Annotated in this window: 15 protein-coding genes; 3 read left to right on the top strand and 12 right to left on the bottom strand. The window is 72.1% G+C overall.

Features of this window, described 5'->3' with window-relative positions; genetic code table 11:
- Positions 1-154: 154 nt before the first annotated feature.
- From infB to rimP, 4 genes are all read right to left on the bottom strand, one after another.
- A complete protein-coding gene (infB, locus tag ACFWXQ_RS46770; protein ID WP_384093215.1) occupies positions 155-3,340 on the bottom strand; it encodes a translation initiation factor IF-2 in 3,186 nt (1,061 codons plus the stop codon).
- Between the two features lie 162 nt (positions 3,341-3,502).
- The gene (locus ACFWXQ_RS46765) at positions 3,503-3,784 is read right to left on the bottom strand and encodes a YlxR family protein (RefSeq protein WP_143640747.1); all 282 of its coding nucleotides are present in this window, start codon (positions 3,782-3,784) and stop codon (positions 3,503-3,505) included.
- A gap of 138 nt (positions 3,785-3,922) precedes the next feature.
- Positions 3,923-4,918 (bottom strand): transcription termination factor NusA, encoded by a 996-nt coding sequence (gene nusA, locus ACFWXQ_RS46760; protein ID WP_383955579.1) that lies wholly within the window; start codon positions 4,916-4,918, stop codon positions 3,923-3,925.
- 2 nt (positions 4,919-4,920) lie between these two features.
- Entirely contained in the window at positions 4,921-5,439 is a 519-nt protein-coding gene (gene rimP, locus ACFWXQ_RS46755) for a ribosome maturation factor RimP (RefSeq protein ID WP_383955576.1), read from the bottom strand.
- A 205-nt stretch (positions 5,440-5,644) separates the two neighbouring features.
- Between rimP and ACFWXQ_RS46750 the strand changes: the two genes are divergently transcribed.
- The 3 genes from ACFWXQ_RS46750 to ACFWXQ_RS46740 are packed head-to-tail and all read left to right on the top strand — an operon-like array spanning position 5,645 to position 7,608.
- Positions 5,645-6,193 carry a hypothetical protein gene (locus ACFWXQ_RS46750; RefSeq protein ID WP_383955573.1) on the top strand — a complete coding sequence of 183 codons (549 nt, stop codon included), beginning with the start codon at positions 5,645-5,647 and terminating at the stop codon, positions 6,191-6,193.
- The gene (locus tag ACFWXQ_RS46745) at positions 6,190-6,687 is read left to right on the top strand and encodes a ferritin-like domain-containing protein (RefSeq protein WP_383955570.1); all 498 of its coding nucleotides are present in this window, start codon (positions 6,190-6,192) and stop codon (positions 6,685-6,687) included. Before ACFWXQ_RS46750 ends, ACFWXQ_RS46745 begins: the two co-directional genes overlap by 4 nt.
- 27 nt (positions 6,688-6,714) lie before the next feature.
- Complete coding sequence (locus ACFWXQ_RS46740; RefSeq protein ID WP_383955567.1) at positions 6,715-7,608, top strand: aminoglycoside phosphotransferase family protein; 894 nt, start codon at positions 6,715-6,717, stop codon at positions 7,606-7,608.
- Between the two features lie 62 nt (positions 7,609-7,670).
- Here the strand turns inward: ACFWXQ_RS46740 and ACFWXQ_RS46735 are convergent, their stop codons facing one another.
- From ACFWXQ_RS46735 to ACFWXQ_RS46700, 8 genes are all read right to left on the bottom strand, one after another.
- Positions 7,671-7,880, bottom strand: coding sequence for a ferredoxin (locus ACFWXQ_RS46735; protein ID WP_383389907.1), 210 nt, complete (start codon positions 7,878-7,880; stop codon positions 7,671-7,673).
- Between the two features lie 5 nt (positions 7,881-7,885).
- Positions 7,886-9,103 (bottom strand): NADH-ubiquinone oxidoreductase-F iron-sulfur binding region domain-containing protein, encoded by a 1,218-nt coding sequence (locus ACFWXQ_RS46730; protein ID WP_383955563.1) that lies wholly within the window; start codon positions 9,101-9,103, stop codon positions 7,886-7,888.
- Positions 9,100-9,681: a ferric reductase-like transmembrane domain-containing protein gene (locus tag ACFWXQ_RS46725; protein ID WP_383955560.1), complete on the bottom strand. Its 582-nt coding sequence runs from the start codon at positions 9,679-9,681 to the stop codon at positions 9,100-9,102. The genes ACFWXQ_RS46730 and ACFWXQ_RS46725 overlap by 4 nt, the downstream gene beginning before the upstream one ends.
- Positions 9,678-10,898 carry an FAD:protein FMN transferase gene (locus ACFWXQ_RS46720; protein ID WP_386270370.1) on the bottom strand — a complete coding sequence of 407 codons (1,221 nt, stop codon included), beginning with the start codon at positions 10,896-10,898 and terminating at the stop codon, positions 9,678-9,680. The genes ACFWXQ_RS46725 and ACFWXQ_RS46720 overlap by 4 nt, the downstream gene beginning before the upstream one ends.
- Positions 10,898-11,245: a hypothetical protein gene (locus tag ACFWXQ_RS46715; RefSeq protein WP_383956489.1), complete on the bottom strand. Its 348-nt coding sequence runs from the start codon at positions 11,243-11,245 to the stop codon at positions 10,898-10,900. The genes ACFWXQ_RS46720 and ACFWXQ_RS46715 overlap by 1 nt, the downstream gene beginning before the upstream one ends.
- A gap of 143 nt (positions 11,246-11,388) precedes the next feature.
- Complete coding sequence (locus ACFWXQ_RS46710; RefSeq protein WP_383956492.1) at positions 11,389-13,083, bottom strand: proline--tRNA ligase; 1,695 nt, start codon at positions 13,081-13,083, stop codon at positions 11,389-11,391.
- A gap of 94 nt (positions 13,084-13,177) precedes the next feature.
- Complete coding sequence (locus ACFWXQ_RS46705) at positions 13,178-13,747, bottom strand: GNAT family N-acetyltransferase (RefSeq protein ID WP_383956494.1); 570 nt, start codon at positions 13,745-13,747, stop codon at positions 13,178-13,180.
- Positions 13,748-13,883: 136 nt separating this feature from the next.
- Positions 13,884-14,732 (bottom strand): GNAT family N-acetyltransferase, encoded by an 849-nt coding sequence (locus ACFWXQ_RS46700; protein ID WP_383956497.1) that lies wholly within the window; start codon positions 14,730-14,732, stop codon positions 13,884-13,886.
- Between the last annotated feature and the right edge of the window lie 285 nt (positions 14,733-15,017).

Genomic DNA, 15,017 nt, shown 5'->3' with positions numbered 1-15,017 from the left:
GGGGCTCCGCCCCCGAACCCCCGCTCCTCAAACGCCGGAGGGGCTGAGTTGTAGCGGGGGTCTAGGGGCGGCGGGGGCGAAAAACCCCGCAGGGGCCGGTCGACGAGGACGTGTGTCCTCGTCGACCAACCCCACACGGTTCAAACCCCGCGGGCTACGACCGCGGCTTCTCGCGCATCTCGTACGTCGCGATGACGTCGTCGATCTTGATGTCGTTGAAGTTTCCGAGGTTGATACCGCCCTCGAAGCCTTCGCGGATCTCGGTGACGTCGTCCTTGAAGCGGCGCAGACCGGAGATGGTGAGGCTCTCCGCGATGACCTTGCCATCGCGCAGCAACCGCGCCTTGGTGTTGCGCTTGACCTCGCCGGAGCGAACAAGCACACCGGCGATGTTGCCCAGCTTGGACGAGCGGAAGACCTCGCGGATCTCCGCCGTGCCGAGCTCGACCTCTTCGTACTCCGGCTTGAGCATGCCCTTGAGGGCTGCCTCGATCTCCTCGATGGCCTGGTAGATCACCGAGTAGTAGCGGACGTCGACGCCCTCGCGCTCCGCCATCTGTGCCGCGCGGCCCGCAGCGCGGACGTTGAAGCCGATGACGATCGCGTCGGAGCCGGTCGCCAGGTCGATGTCCGACTCGGTGACCGCACCCACGCCGCGGTGCAGGACGCGGATGTCGACCTCTTCGCCGACGTCGAGCTGGAGCAGCGAGGACTCGAGAGCCTCCACCGAACCGGACGCGTCGCCCTTGATGATGAGGTTGAGTTCCTGCACCAGACCGGCCTTGAGCGCCTCGTCCAGGTTCTCCAGGGAGAACCGGACTCCGCGCCGGGCGAAGTTGGCGTTGCGCTCGCGCGCCGCGCGCTTCTCGGCGATCTGACGTGCCGTGCGGTCCTCGTCGACGACCAGGAAGTTGTCGCCGGCGCCCGGGACGTTGGTGAGACCCAGGACCAGGACGGGGGTCGACGGACCCGCTTCCTCGACGTTGTTGCCGTTGTCGTCGAGCATCGCCCGGACACGGCCGTACGCGTCGCCGACCACCATGGTGTCGCCGATGCGCAGCGTGCCGCGCTGGACCAGGACCGTCGAGACGGCACCGCGGCCACGGTCGAGGTGGGACTCGATCGCAATACCCTGCGCGTCCTGCTCCGGGTTGGCCCGCAGGTCGAGCGAGGCGTCCGCGGTGAGGACCACGGCCTCCAGCAGGCTCTCGATGTTGAGGCCCTGCTTGGCGGAGATGTCGACGAACATCGTGTCGCCGCCGTACTCCTCGGCCACCAGACCGAACTCGGTGAGCTGACCGCGCACCTTGGTCGGGTCGGCGCCCTCGACGTCGATCTTGTTGACCGCGACCACGATCGGCACCTCGGCCGCCTTGGCGTGGTTCAGCGCCTCGATCGTCTGGGGCATCACACCGTCGTTGGCCGCCACCACGAGGATCGCGATGTCGGTCGACTTGGCACCACGGGCACGCATGGCGGTGAACGCCTCGTGACCCGGCGTGTCGATGAAGGTGATCCTGCGCTCTTCGCCGTTGACCTCGGTCGCCACCTGGTAGGCACCGATGTGCTGGGTGATGCCACCGGCCTCGCCCGCGACGACGTTCGTCTTGCGGATGGTGTCGAGGAGGCGGGTCTTACCGTGGTCGACGTGACCCATGACGGTCACGACCGGCGGACGCGCGACGAGGAACTCCTCGCCACCCTCGTCCTCGCCGAACTCGATGTCGAAGGACTCGAGCAGCTCGCGGTCCTCCTCCTCGGGGCTGACGATCTCGAGGACGAAGTTCATCTCGTCCGCGAGGAGCTTCAGCGTCTCGTCGGAGACGGACTGCGTGGCAGTGACCATCTCGCCGAGGTTCATCATCACGCCGACGAGCGACGCCGGGTTGGCGTTGATCTTCTCGGCGAAGTCGGTGAGGGACGCACCGCGCGACAGACGGACGGACTGTCCGTTGCCACGAGGCAGCATCACACCGCCGACCGACGGGGCCTGCATGGCCTCGTACTCCTGGCGCCTCTGCCGCTTCGACTTGCGGCCACGACGCGCGGGACCGCCGGGACGGCCGAAGGCGCCCTGCGTGCCACCACGGCCACCCGGACCACCGGGACGGCCACCGAAGCCGGGACGACCGCCGCCGCCACCGCCGGGACCACCCGGACGGCCTGCGAAACCGCCGCCACCGCCACCGGGACCACCGGGACGACCGGCGAAACCGCCACCGCCGCCACCGGGACCGCTGGGACGACCGGCGAAGCCGCCGCCACCCGGACGACCGCCGCCACCGCCACCGCCGGGACGACCGCCGCCGCCGGGACCGCGGCCACCGGGGCCACCGCCGCCGGGACGCGGCGTACCCGCAGCGGGACGCTGCGGCATCATGCCGGGGTTCGGACGGTTACCACCGGGGCCGCCACCGGGACGCGGAGCGCCACCGGGACCACCCTGCGGACGAGGCATGCCGCCCGGGCTCGGACGGTTGCCGCCGGGGCCGCCACCGGGACGCGGAGCGCCACCGGGACCACCCTGCGGACGGGGACCACGGTCCTGGCCCGCGCCCTGGGGACGCGAGCCGCCCGGAGCACCGGCACCGGGGCCGCCGGGACGCGGGGCACCGCCCGGACGGGGCGCCTGCGGGCGCGCCATACCGGTGGAGCCACCAGAGGTGAACGGGTTGTTGCCCGGACGGGGACCGGCGGGACGACCACCGGGACGCGTGCCCTGGCCGCCGGGACGCGGGGCGCCCTGACGGTCGCCACGGTCACCGCGGTCGCTGCGCTCGCCACGGCCCTGACCCGGACCACCCTGACCGCCCTGTGCGGGACCGGCCGGACGGACACCGGGCTTCGGGGCGCCGGGACGGGCACCGCTGGGACGGGGACCCGCGGCCGGAGCCGCGGGGGCCGCCGGAGCGGCGGGAGCCGCCGGGGGTGCCGTGAACTCGGGCGCGGCCGGAGCCGGAGACGCCGGAGCGGGCTTCGGGGCCGGCGCCGGGGGCTTGGGACCCGGAGTCGGACGCGGACCCGCGGCCGGAGCCGCCGGGGACGCGGGCGTCTCCGCGGCGGCCGGCTTCGGGGCCGGCGGGCGCGGCGCTGCCGGACCGGGACGGGCGGCCTGCGCCGGAGAAGGCGCGCCGGGCCTGGCGGGCGCGGCCTTGCGCGGGGCGGGCTTACCGCCGCCGTTGCCCTGCTGCAGGGCATCGGTCAGCTTGCGTACTACGGGCGCCTCGATCGTCGAGGACGCCGAACGGACAAATTCACCGAGTTCTTGGAGCTTGGCCATGACGACCTTGCTCTCCACCCCGAACTCCTTGGCGAGTTCGTATACCCGGACCTTAGCCACTTCGCTCCTTTTAGGTCCGGGTTGCGTCCGGACCGTCGCTACTTCATGGGCGTACTCATCGCGTGCTCATCGAGTGCTCATCGCAATCTCGACCTACTTCCAACTCGCGGGGTACCAGGGCCGCACGGGGTTCCGTGCGACACGTTTTACGGTGTTGCCTGCTCAGCAACTGTCTATCTGCTCGACGTACAGGCGCAACGCCTTTGTGTCGAGCGGACCCGGGGCACGCAGCGCCCTCGTGAACGCCCGGCGGCGGACCGCCAGGTCGAGACAGACGAGGGCGGGGTGTACATACGCACCCCGGCCGGGCAGCGTACCGCGAGGATCGGGGGCGCATTCGCCCTCGGCCGCCACGGTGCGCAGCAGATCGATCTTGGCCGCTCGCTCCCGGCACCCCACACAGGTGCGCTCAGGGCATGCGCGGGCATGCGTCCGGCCAGACACTCTTAAGTCTACCTCCCCGCACCGACCTCACCCCTTTGGGGCAAGAACCGAACGGTTGTTGTCGTAATCCAAGCGTCACACGGCGTGATCTATTCCCGATCTTGCCGTTGACGCCCCCCGACCTGGGCCTGTTTCGGCTCAGTCCTGGTTCTCGGCGGGCTGCTCGGTGTCCGGGCGGATGTCGATGCGCCAGCCGGTCAGGCGGGCGGCGAGCCGGGCGTTCTGCCCTTCCTTGCCGATCGCCAGGGACAGCTGGTAGTCGGGGACCGTCACGCGCGCGGAGCGGGCCGCGAGGTCGACGACCTCGACCTTGGAGACCCGGGCCGGGGACAGCGCGTTCGCCACCATCTCCGCCGGGTCGTCCGACCAGTCGACGATGTCGATCTTCTCGCCGTTCAGCTCGGCCATGACGTTGCGCACGCGGCCGCCCATGGGGCCAATGCAGGCACCCTTGGCGTTCAGGCCTGACCGGGTGGACCGGACGGCGATCTTCGTGCGGTGGCCGGCCTCGCGGGCGATCGCGGCGATCTCGACGGAACCGTCGGCGATCTCCGGCACCTCAAGCGCGAAGAGCTTCTTCACCAGGTTCGGGTGCGTGCGCGAGAGGGTCACGGAGGGACCGCGTACGCCCTTCGCCACCCGCACGACGTACGAGCGCAGCCGCACGCCGTGCTGGTACGACTCGCCGGGGACCTGCTCCTGCACCGGCAGGATGGCCTCCAGCTTGCCGATGTCGACGAGCACGTTCTTCGGGTCGCGGCCCTGCTGGACGACACCGGTGACGATGTCGCCGTCGCGGCCCGCGTACTCGCCGAGCGTCGCGTCGTCCTCCGCGTCCCGCAGGCGCTGCAGGATGACCTGCTTGGCGGTGGAGGCGGCGATCCGGCCGAAGTCGGACGGGGTGTCGTCGAACTCGCGCGCCTCCTGCCCCTCCTCCAGGTCCTCGGGGTCCTCCTTCGCCCACACGGTCACATGGCCGGTGTCCCGGTCGAGCTTGACGCGCGCGTGGCGGCGGCTTCCCTCGGTGCGGTGGTAGGCGATGAGGAGGGCCGACTCGATCGCCTCGACCAGCAGGTCGAAGGAGATCTCCTTCTCCCGCACCAAGCCCCGCAGGGCACTCATGTCGATGTCCACGGCTACGCCTCCTCCTCTTCCTTCATGTCTGTGTCGTTCTCGTTGGCCTTGCGGTTGAACTCGACCTGGACGCGCGCCCTGTCGATGTCCGCGAAGGCGATCCTGCGGGCGGTGGCCTTGCGTCCCTTGACGCCGGGCACCTCCAGGTCGATCCCGTCCTCGTCCACCGTCAGGATCCGGGCGACCAGTTCGTCGCCGCTCGTCAGCTGGAATCTCACCAGGCGGTCCGTGGCGCGTACGTAGTGACGGTGTTCCCTGAGCTCGCGCTCGGCACCGGGGGTTCCCACTTCGAGGGTGTACTCGCCCTGGCCCATCGCGTCGGTCTCGTCGAGCTTCGCCGAGAGCGCGCGGCTCACATCGGCGATCGCGTCCAGATCGGCCCCTTCGTCGGAGTCGACCACGACGCGCAGCACACGCTTGCGTCCTACCGAGTCCACCTCGATCTCCTCGAGATCGAGTCCCTGCGAGCTGACGAGCGGTTCCAGGAGCTCTCGAAGCCTCTCGCTCTGGGTGGTGCTCATCCGGGTGACTCCTCGGCCGCGTGTGCTGTTGTGGGTAGGTCGCGTGTCAGGTCAAAGGGTATCCGGTCCCAAGGGGTGTTGCCGTCCACCGTGGGCCGCCCGACGGCGGGACGGCGCCGCTGGTGGGTGCGGGGGCGGTACACGGGTACCGTGATCACGGGCCTGCCGCCCTTCCGTTCGTACGAGCCCTCCGAGGACGTCTGCCGTGCCGTTCACCCTGCCGTCGCGCATCCCCTCGGGGCCGCGCCGAAGGAGCCTGCTCGCCGGGGCCGCCGGTGTCGGCGCCGCGCTGCTCACGGGCTGTTCCTCCTCCGACTCCTCCTCCGAGACCACCAAGGGGAGCGCGTCCGCCGCCGAGCGGGCACGCGCGCGTGCGGCCCTGGACAGCGAGCGGCTCTTGGAGCGGTACGGGGCCGTGCTCGCCGTGCATCCCGCGCTGGCCGAACGCCTGTCGCCGCTGCGGGCGGAGGTCGTACGGCACGCGGAGGCGTTCGGCGGAGGCAGGAAGGCCTCCGGGAGTGCGTCGGCGAGTGCTGCCGCCGATCCGTCCGGGGCGCCTTCCCCCGGCCCGTCCGCCGAGGTGCCGGCCGTGGAGAGGGACGCCCTCGCCGAACTCGCCACGGCGGAGCGGACGCTGGCGGACCGGCGTACGAAGGCGCTCCTGGACGTGCCGGGAGAGCTGGCGCGGCTGCTGGCCTCGGTGGCGGCGGCCGGTGCGGTGCACGCGTTTCTGCTGACGGAGGGCGAGAAGTGAGCGGTTCCGGAACGGCCGGAGAAGCAGAGCGGAAGGCCAAGGCGCCGGCGGAGCTGACAGCCGTGCAGGCCGCGCTCGCGGCCGAGCATGCCGCCGTGTACGGCTACGGGGTCGTGGGCGGGAAGATCGGCGAGGCCCGGCGCGGCGAGGCCCGGGCGGCGTACGACGCGCACCGGGCCAGGCGGGACGAACTGGGGCGGGCGGTGCGCGACCTGCGAGCGAAGCCCCGGCCCGCGGCGGCCGCGTACGCGCTGCCGTTCCCGGTGACGGACGCGGAGTCGGCAGTGCGGCTCGCCGCCGAGTTGGAGGACCGGGTGGCCGGGGTGTACTCCGACCTGGTCCGCGCCGCGGAGGGCGACCGGCGCCGGGCGGCGGCCGAGGCGCTGCGGGACGCGGCGGTGCGGGCGGTGCGCTGGCGGGGCGAGAGCGTACCCTTCCCTGGGCTCGCGGAGCGGTCGGCCCGGTCCACCGCGTCGGCGGCACCGCCGTCGTAACGCGTACAGGAAGGAAACGACTCGCGCATGGCTTTCGAACCGCCGCGGCGTCTGGTCAAGGCGCTCGGCGAGACGGCACCGAGCGGTGACGACTGGCTGGAGAAGCTGCCCGAGGCGGCTCAGCAGGCCGTCGCGCTACGCGAGTTGACCGTGGAGCGCGTTCAGGTGCCCGGTGGGCGCAGCAGTCTGGTGGTCCTGGTGCGGCTGCCGGACGGCACCCCCGCCGTCCTGAAACTCGCGCCTGGCCGGGCCCGTCCGGAGAGCGAGCGGGCCGCGCTCGCGCACTGGGACGGCCTGGGTGCGGTACGGCTCCTGGAGCCGGCCGGTGCCGAGGGTGTGCTGCTCCTTGAGCGGCTGCATCCCGATGTGTCGGTGCGTTCGCTGGCCGAGGCCAAGTCGATGCTGGAGGCTGCGGGGGCCCTGCGCCGCCTGTGGGTCGAGCCGCCGGCCGGCACGGTCTTCGAGACGGTGGCCGAGCGGACCGGGCGGCAGGCCGAGGCGATGCGGGCGGGCGCCGACGCGGAGGCGGCGCCGCTGGTCGAGGCGGCCCTGGCGGTACGCGACGAACTGCTGGCCTCCCCGCCCGAGTCCCGCCTCCTGCACGGCACCTTCCGGCAGAGCAAGGTGCTGGCAGGCGAGCGCAGCCCCTGGCTGGCCGTGGGGCCCGACCCCGTCGTCGGCGAGTGCGCCTTCGACCTGGCCCGGCTGGTCCGTGACCGGGTCGAGGACCTGATCGCCTCCCCCTCCGGTTCCGCCATCACCCGCCGCCGGGTGAAGCGCCTCGCGGAGTCCCTGGACCTGGACCTGGAGCGGCTGCGCGGCTGGACCCTGTTCCGGGCCGTGGAGTCGGGCGTACGGGCCCGGCGGGTGGGCCGGTCCCAGGACGCGGAGCTGTTGCTGGAGTTCGCGAGCTGGCTGTAGGGGTCGGCGGTTCGTCGTGGGTGGCTTGGATGGCTTGGATGGCATGGGTGGCTTGGGTGCCTTCAGGCCGCCGCGAGTCTGAGGGCCAGGACCGGGCAGTCCGCCGCCGCTCTGCGGGCGCGTTTCAGGGTTCGGGCGGGGACGGGGCGCGCGTCGACGAGCGGGTAGCCCCACTCATCGAGGGTGACGTGTTCGGGGAGCAGTTCGGCGCAGAGGCCGTGGGCCCGGCAGGACGTCCAGTCGATGTCGAGGTGCTGGGGCAGCTGGTCCATGTCTGTCAGCTCCGGTGGTCGGGGACGGGCAGCAAGGGGGTGCGGTCGGTCGCGGTGCACAAGCCCCGGGCGTGGGCGTCGAGTTCGGCGGCAAAGGTGGTCAGGGCGCTGCGGACCAGTCGGACCGTGCCGTCGGGGTGGTGGCAGGCGCCACGGCCCTCGACGAGTCCGGCCCAGCGGGCGACGTCGTCGCGGGCGGTGCCCTGGGGGCCGGGGGCGGCCAGGGTGCGGAAGGCGGCGGCGATACGCGGCAGGCCGTTGAGGCAGGGGCCGCACTGGCCGGCCGACTCCAGGGCCAGGTAGCGCAGGACGCGGGCGGTTTCGGCGGGGCCACAGCGGTCGGCGGGGAGGGCGGCGAGGACACCCGCGCCCAAGGTGGCGGCGGACAGGCCGAGTTGAGCGACCTCGGCGGTCGGGAGCCAGGTGCCGTGGTAGCCGCCGAGCAGGATCGCGCCGGTGCCCTCCAGCGGGAGCAGCCGGTGCACGGCCATGCCGAAGGGGGCCTCCACGATCTGCGGCTCGCGGCCCGGCACGTGGACCGTGCACAGGGCGCTGCCCGGTTCCGACGGGGTGCCGGCCGAGCGGAACCAGTCGGCTCCGTAGCGGGCGATCAGCGCGAGGTGGGCGAGCGTCTCGACGTTCTGGACGAGGGTGGGCGCCCGGCGTACGCCCTGTTCGCGCACCGGAGGGTCCTGGTGGCGGGGCAGGGCCGCGTGGCCGGAGAGGTGCTGGGCGAGGGCGGAGGACTGGCCGGACAGGAAGCGTTTCGGCACGCGTACGACGCGTACGGGGAGGGGATCGTCGCGTTCGGCCAGGGTCGATTCGAGGCGGGTGGACCCGTCCTCCACTGCCAGGACCGCCTCCCCCGCTCCGGTCGCCTGCGCCGCCAGCCGCAGCCCGTCCAGGACCAGATGGGGCGAGAGGCTCAGCAGGGTTTTGTCCTTGGCGCTCGCCGGTTCGCCCTCGGCGCCGTTCGCGACGACGACCGGGGCGCGGCCGGTGCGGCGGCTCGCGTCGACGACCGAGACGAACTTGCGGTACGTGGGGAAGGCGGCGCCGCCCCTGCCGGTGAGGCCGGACTCCGCGAGGGTGCGCAGGAGGGCCGCCGGGTCGGTGTGGGTGAGGGGGCCGTAGCGGGTCTCGTGCGTGGCGCGGTCGGCGGGGGCGCCGCCGGGGGCGAGGAGGCGCGGGGGCATGAGGGTGTCCGTGAACGTGCTGGTCATGGTCGCGCTCCTTCGGCGGTGAGGAGGGTGGCGGGGGTGCGGCGGTTGGCCCGGGCGGCCTGGGTGACGCGGATCGTGAAGGCGGTGAGGACCGCTGCCACGCAGGTGACCGTCAGCCAGAGCATCCAGTCGGTGCCCGTGTCGGTGCCGATGCCGATGCCGTGGATCAGGGCCACCGGCCAGGACGCGTAGGCCAGCCAGTGGACGGCTCGCCAGGTGCGGTGGCCGAGCTTCGCGCGGAGGAGGCTGGTGATCAGGACGGCGAGCATCAGGTCCAGGGCGACCGTGCCGAGGCCCAGCCAGAGGGGCTGGTAGTCGGAGGCGAACGGGATCAGGACGTCGAGGGCGGTGATGTCGACGTAGCCGTCGATGACCGCGGTGGCTATGTGGATGGCCAGGAACGCCGTCGCGGAGAGGGAGATCGTTCGGTGGAGGGAGACCGTGCCGAAGAGGGGGAGGCCGGGGAGGCGGGTTCTCAGGCGTACCGCCACACCCAGGAGAACCACAACGGTGAAGAGCACCAGGCAGACGGCTCCGGTGGCCCGGTTGGCGTACCAGAGAACGGAGTCGTCGGTCATGGGGCCGTCTCCGTGACGCCCGCCACCGGGGATTCCTCGCCCCCGCCGCCCCTACCCGTCCCATCCCTGGGGGCTGCGCCCCCAGACCCCCCTTTGTCCTCAAACGCCGGACGGGCTGAGTGGGCCTGGACTCGGCTGTAGAGGTTCGGCCCTGCCGCGAAGTATTCAGCCCCTCCGGCGTTTGAGGAGCGGGGGTTCGGGGGCTGGCCCCCGAGAGGGACGGGAACGGGTAGGGGCGGCGGGGGCGAGAACCGCGGTGTCCCGGCCCTCGGCCAGCCCGGTGTCGTCACCACCGTGCCGTCCTGGGTCACCAGTCTCGCCGGGAGGCCCAGGACGGACAGCCAGCGTTCCGCGCCGGTGCCCTTGATGAGGGCCGCCGTGCTGGCCGCGTTGGCGTCGGCGCAGGTCGTGGCGGCGACCGAGACCGTGCGCCAGGGGGAATCCGTCGGAAGGCCGGTGTTCGGGTCGAGGATGTGGTGGAGGGTGTGCGGGCCCGAGCGCCAGGCACGGGCGGCTGTGCCCGAGGTGGCGAGCCCGCCGCCGTGCAGGCCGACCGTCGCGTACGGGCCCTGCGAGGGCGTCTCGTCGACCGGGCCTGTGACGTCCTGGACGCGGATCCGCCAGCCGCCGACCGGGGGTTCGCCCGCGACCGCCGTGTCGCCGCCGAGGCTCACCAGGACTCCGCAGCCGGCCGCCCGCGCGAGCGTCGCCGCGGCCTTGTCTGCCGCCCAGGCCTTGGCCGTGGCGCCGAGGTCGAGGCGGACACCTGCCGGGACGGTGACCGTGCCGGTCGCGCGGTCCAGGCGTATCAGGCGCCAGCCCGGGACGGGGCGCACGGTGAGCTTCACCGGTCGCCCGTCCTCCTGGACGAGCCGGAAGTCGCGGTCGTAGCCGATGGCGTTCATCGCCGAGCCGACCGTCGGGTCGACAGCTCCGTCCGTCGCCGCGGCGGCCCTCAACGCGACCGCCAGCGCCTCCGCGAGCAACGGGCTGACCCTGACCGGCCGCCCTCCGGCCCTGTCGAGCGCGGCCAGCTCGGAATCCTCGCGGAACCTGCTGCACGCCGCGTCGACCTCGGCCAGCTGCCGGGCGAGCAGCAGGTTGCAGGAGTCCAGCAGCGCCGGGTCCGTCGTGACGAGCCGGACGCTCGTACCGAGGGCACGCCAGTTCGCGGCGGCCGTGGGGCGGACGGCCGTGCCGCCCGGGGCGGCGGCCATCACGACGCCCCCGAGGTGGAGTCGGCGGTCCCACTGTCGTCGGCGGAAGTCAGGTCGTCGGACGAGCCCTGCAGCGACGAGGAGGAGTCGCTCCCGCTCTCCGAGGCCGATGAGTCCGACGACGACGAGGAGGAGGAAGAAGACGAGTCTTCCGACTGCGATGTCGACGACGATGACGATGACGAGTCCGTGGTTCCGCTCGCCGTCGTCGTCGCCGTCGACTCCATCGTGCCGATGAGTGCGAAGACGCCCGCCGCGGCCGCCAGTGTCACCGCCGCTGCCGCGGCAGCCGTACGCCGTGCGCCTCTGCGGACCGCCGCGGCGGCCCCCCGTTCGCTGCCTGACATGACTGCTCCCCTCCCGAATGACGCTGTGTCACGTCCTACGGTCGGGGAGCAGCCTGAGAGAAAACTGTGCGGCGCCCATACGCCCGGCAAGAAGTCTCTGAGAGGCTTCTTAACCGCGCGGGGTCAGCCGCTCAGGGCCGACGTCAGTTGCTCAGGCGGGCGATCGCCTCGTCCACCGTCAGCTCCTCGCGCTCGCCGGTGCGGCGGTCCTTCAGCTCCAGGACGCCCTCGGCGGAGCGCCGGCCGGCCACCAGGATCTTCGGTACGCCGATGAGCTCGGCGTCGGTGAACTTCACGCCCGGCGAGACACCCGCCCGGTCGTCAACGAGCACACGGACGCCCGCCGCGCTCAGCTTCTCCGAGACGTCCAGGGCGAGTTCGGTCTGGAGTGCCTTGCCCGCGGCGACGACGTGGACGTCGGCCGGCGCGATCTCGGCGGGCCAGACCAGGCCCTGCTCGTCCGCGTGCTGCTCGGCGAGCGCCGCGACCGCACGGGAGACACCAATGCCGTACGAGCCCATCGTCACGCGGACCGGCTTGCCCTGCTGGCCGAGCACGTCGAGCTGGAGGGCGTCGGCGTACTTGCGGCCGAGCTGGAAGATGTGGCCGATCTCGATGGCACGGTCCAGCTTGAGGCCGGTGCCGCAGACGGGGCAGGGGTCGCCTTCCTGCACGACGACCGCGTCCACGTACTCGTCGACCTCGAAGTCACGGCCCGCGACGACGTTCTTCGCGTGCACGCCCTCCTTGTTGGCGCCGGTGATCCAGGCGGTGCCGGGGGCGACGCGAGGGTCGGCGAGGTAGCGGACCTTCTCCAGGCCCTGCGGGCCGACGTAACCCCGTACGAGGTCGTCGCGGCCCGTGAAGTCCTCGGCCGTGACGAGTTCGACGGCGGCGGGGGTGAAGTGCGCCTCGACCTTGTCCATGTCGACCTCGCGGTCGCCGGGCACGCCGATGGCCACGATCTCGCCGTCCACCTTGACCAGCAGGTTCTTCAGAGTGGCGGAGGCGGGGACCTCCAGGTACGCGGCGAGCGTCTCGATGGTCGGGGTGTCGGGGGTCGGGATCTCCTCGAGAGCGGGGACGGCCGAACCGTCGACCGGATGGAGCGCGTAGGTGATCGCCTCGGTGTTGGCCGCGTAGTCGCAGTTCGGGCAGTCGGCGAAGGTGTCCTCGCCGGCCGCTGCCGGGGCGAGGAACTCCTCGGACTTGGAACCGCCCATGGCACCGGCGGTGGCCGCGCAGATGCGGTAGTCCAGGCCGAGACGCGTGAAGATCTTCTGGTACGCCTCGCGGTGCAGGGCATACGACTTGGCCAGGCCCTCGTCCTCCGTGTCGAAGGAGTACGAGTCCTTCATCAGGAACTCACGGCCGCGCAGGATGCCCGCGCGCGGGCGGGCCTCGTCGCGGTACTTGTTCTGGATCTGGTAGAGGATCACCGGCAGGTCCTTGTAGGACGAGCACTGGTCCTTGACCAGGAGGGTGAAGATCTCCTCGTGGGTCGGGCCGAGGAGGTAGTCGCCGCCCTTGCGGTCGTTGAGGCGGAACAGCTCGGGGCCGTACTCCTCCCAGCGGCCGGTCGCCTCGTAGGGCTCCTTCGGCAGCAGGGCGGGCAGCGCGACCTCCTGGGCGCCGATGGCGTCCATCTCCTCGCGGACGACCCGCTCCACGTTGTTCAGGACCTTCTTGCCCAGCGGCAGCCAGGACCAGAGGCCTGCGGCGGTACGGCGTACGTAGCCGGCGCGCACCAGCAGTTTGTGGCTGAGTACCTCGGCGTCCGCCGGGTCGTCACGCAGTGTCTTGACCATCAAACGGGACATGCGCTGGACCTGGGCCATGGTTCTCGACTCCTGCTGCGTAAGGGTGATGGCTAGGAGGTTAGCCGGGGGGCCGCCGTCGCCGGAAATCCGTTTACGGCGCCGGAGGGATCGGTCAGCGGCGCCGGAGGGGCAGGGGGGCGCCCATCACCGCGTACGGCTTCGGTGCGCTGGGGAACAGGACCTGCCTGGCGAGGTCCTCGTATCCGAGCGAGCGGTACAGGCCCCGGGCCGGGCTCTCCGTGTCGATGGCGGAGAGGATCGAGCGGGGCTGGGCGGCGCTGTCCGTGATGGTGGTGATCAGGGCGCGGCCCACGCCCTGGTTCTGGAAGCCCGGGTGGACGTGCAGCTCGGTGATCACGAAGGAGTCGTCCAGCCACCCGTCGGATCCCTGGCTGCGCAGATAGGGCTCGACGACGGTGGACCACCAGTGCGTCCTGTCGTTGGGCATGCCGTAGACGAAGCCGACGAGACGTCCGTCCATGGTGGTCGCCCCGAGCGCGCGGGCGCCGGGGTACGCGAGGTGCCGCAGCACGATCTGTCGTCGTACGGCGATCTCGTCCGAGCCGAGTCCGAACGCCAGGGCTTGGACGGCCAGCGCCTCGTCGATCCTGGCGGCCAGGTCCAGGGGGCCGATGACGATGTCGTCGGGCGTGACGGGGCCGTGACCGGGGAAGCGCAGCATGCCCGGAGACTACCCGGGCGATTCGTTGGAGGGGGCTGCGAGTCGGGTGGTCCTGTTGGGTGCGGGCCGGATGTGGCTGGTCGCGCAGTTCCCCGCGCCCCTAGCGGGCGTGCCCCTGACGGGGCTCTGCCCGCCCTCAGAACAGGATGCTCATGAATGCGCCGACCTCTTGGAAGCCGACTCTGCGGTAGGTGGCTCTGGCGGCTGTGTTGTAGTCGTTGACGTAGAGGCTGACGATGGGGGCCACGTCGGCGAGGGCGTAGCGGAGGACCGCTGCCATGCCGGGGGCCGCGAGGCCCTGGCCCCGGTATTCGGGGGCCACCCAGACGCCCTGGATCTGGCAGGCCTCGGTCGTGGCCGCGCCGATCTCCGCCTTGAAGACGACCCGGCCGTTGTGGTCGAGGCGGGCGAACGAGCGGCCGGAGCCGACGAGTTCGGCGACCCTGGCCTGGTAGAGGAGTCCGCCGTCGCCCGCGAGCGGGGAGACGCCGACCTCCTCGGTGAACATCGCCACGCATGCCGGCATGATCGTCTCCATCTCGTCCTTGCGGATGCGGCGGACGTACGGATCCGGGGCCATGTCGGTGGGGAGGCGGTCGGTGACCATCAGGGGCTGGTGCGGGCGGACCTCACGGGCCGGGCCCCAGTTCGGTTCCAGGAGGCGCCAGAGCTGGGCGGTGGCGTCGGACGGGCCGACGATGGAGGAGCAGCGGCGGCCTGCCCTGCGGGCGCGGTCCGCGAAGGCGCGTACGGCTCTGGGGGTGGCGCAGATCGGGACCAGGTTGGCGCCGGCGTAGCAGAGGGACGTCAGCATGCCGTCCTCGTACCAGCCCCACATCTCGCCGCCGAGGCGCCAGGGGTCGAGGCCGGCGACCTGTACGCGGGAGGCCACGAAGGCGTTCGCCACCGGCTCGCGGTCGAGGACGGCGAGCGCGGCGTCCAGGTCGCTCGGTTCGAGGACCCTGGTGGTCGTCTGCGTCAACACGTGCGGGGCCTTCACCATCAGGTCTGCTGATCTCCGCACTGTACCTGGCGGAATTGTGCGGCGCCGCCTGATGGGTCGGGGCCGGGTTCTCTCGCCCCCGCCGCCCCTACCCATCCCATCCTTCTGGGGCTCCGCCCCAGGCCCCGTCCGTAGCGATTTCGGGTGCGGGCCGGTGGGGGCTTGTCGCGCAGTTCCCCGCGCCCCTTTCAGGGGCGCGGGGAACTGCGCAGTCTTTTGGGGGTTCGGGGGCGTAGCCCCTGAGTAAGTGACGGGAATGGGTAGGGG

The organism is Streptomyces sp. NPDC058697, assembly GCF_042715345.1.
GTDB classification, from domain to species: domain Bacteria; phylum Actinomycetota; class Actinomycetes; order Streptomycetales; family Streptomycetaceae; genus Streptomyces; species Streptomyces liliifuscus.
This window is presented reverse-complemented; position numbering and strand designations above follow the sequence as displayed.

Coding starts and splice junctions, on each gene's coding strand:
- ACFWXQ_RS46720 (WP_386270370.1), bottom strand. CDS start 10,898: ATGGCCGCCGCCCCGGGCGGCACGGCCGTCCGCCCCACGGCCGCCGCG.
- ACFWXQ_RS46725 (WP_383955560.1), bottom strand. CDS start 9,681: ATGACCGACGACTCCGTTCTCTGGTACGCCAACCGGGCCACCGGAGCC.
- ACFWXQ_RS46735 (WP_383389907.1), bottom strand. CDS start 7,880: ATGGACCAGCTGCCCCAGCACCTCGACATCGACTGGACGTCCTGCCGG.
- ACFWXQ_RS46730 (WP_383955563.1), bottom strand. CDS start 9,103: ATGACCAGCACGTTCACGGACACCCTCATGCCCCCGCGCCTCCTCGCC.
- ACFWXQ_RS46740 (WP_383955567.1), top strand. CDS start 6,715: ATGGCTTTCGAACCGCCGCGGCGTCTGGTCAAGGCGCTCGGCGAGACG.
- ACFWXQ_RS46705 (WP_383956494.1), bottom strand. CDS start 13,747: ATGCTGCGCTTCCCCGGTCACGGCCCCGTCACGCCCGACGACATCGTC.
- ACFWXQ_RS46715 (WP_383956489.1), bottom strand. CDS start 11,245: ATGTCAGGCAGCGAACGGGGGGCCGCCGCGGCGGTCCGCAGAGGCGCA.
- rimP (WP_383955576.1), bottom strand. CDS start 5,439: ATGAGCACCACCCAGAGCGAGAGGCTTCGAGAGCTCCTGGAACCGCTC.
- ACFWXQ_RS46710 (WP_383956492.1), bottom strand. CDS start 13,083: ATGGCCCAGGTCCAGCGCATGTCCCGTTTGATGGTCAAGACACTGCGT.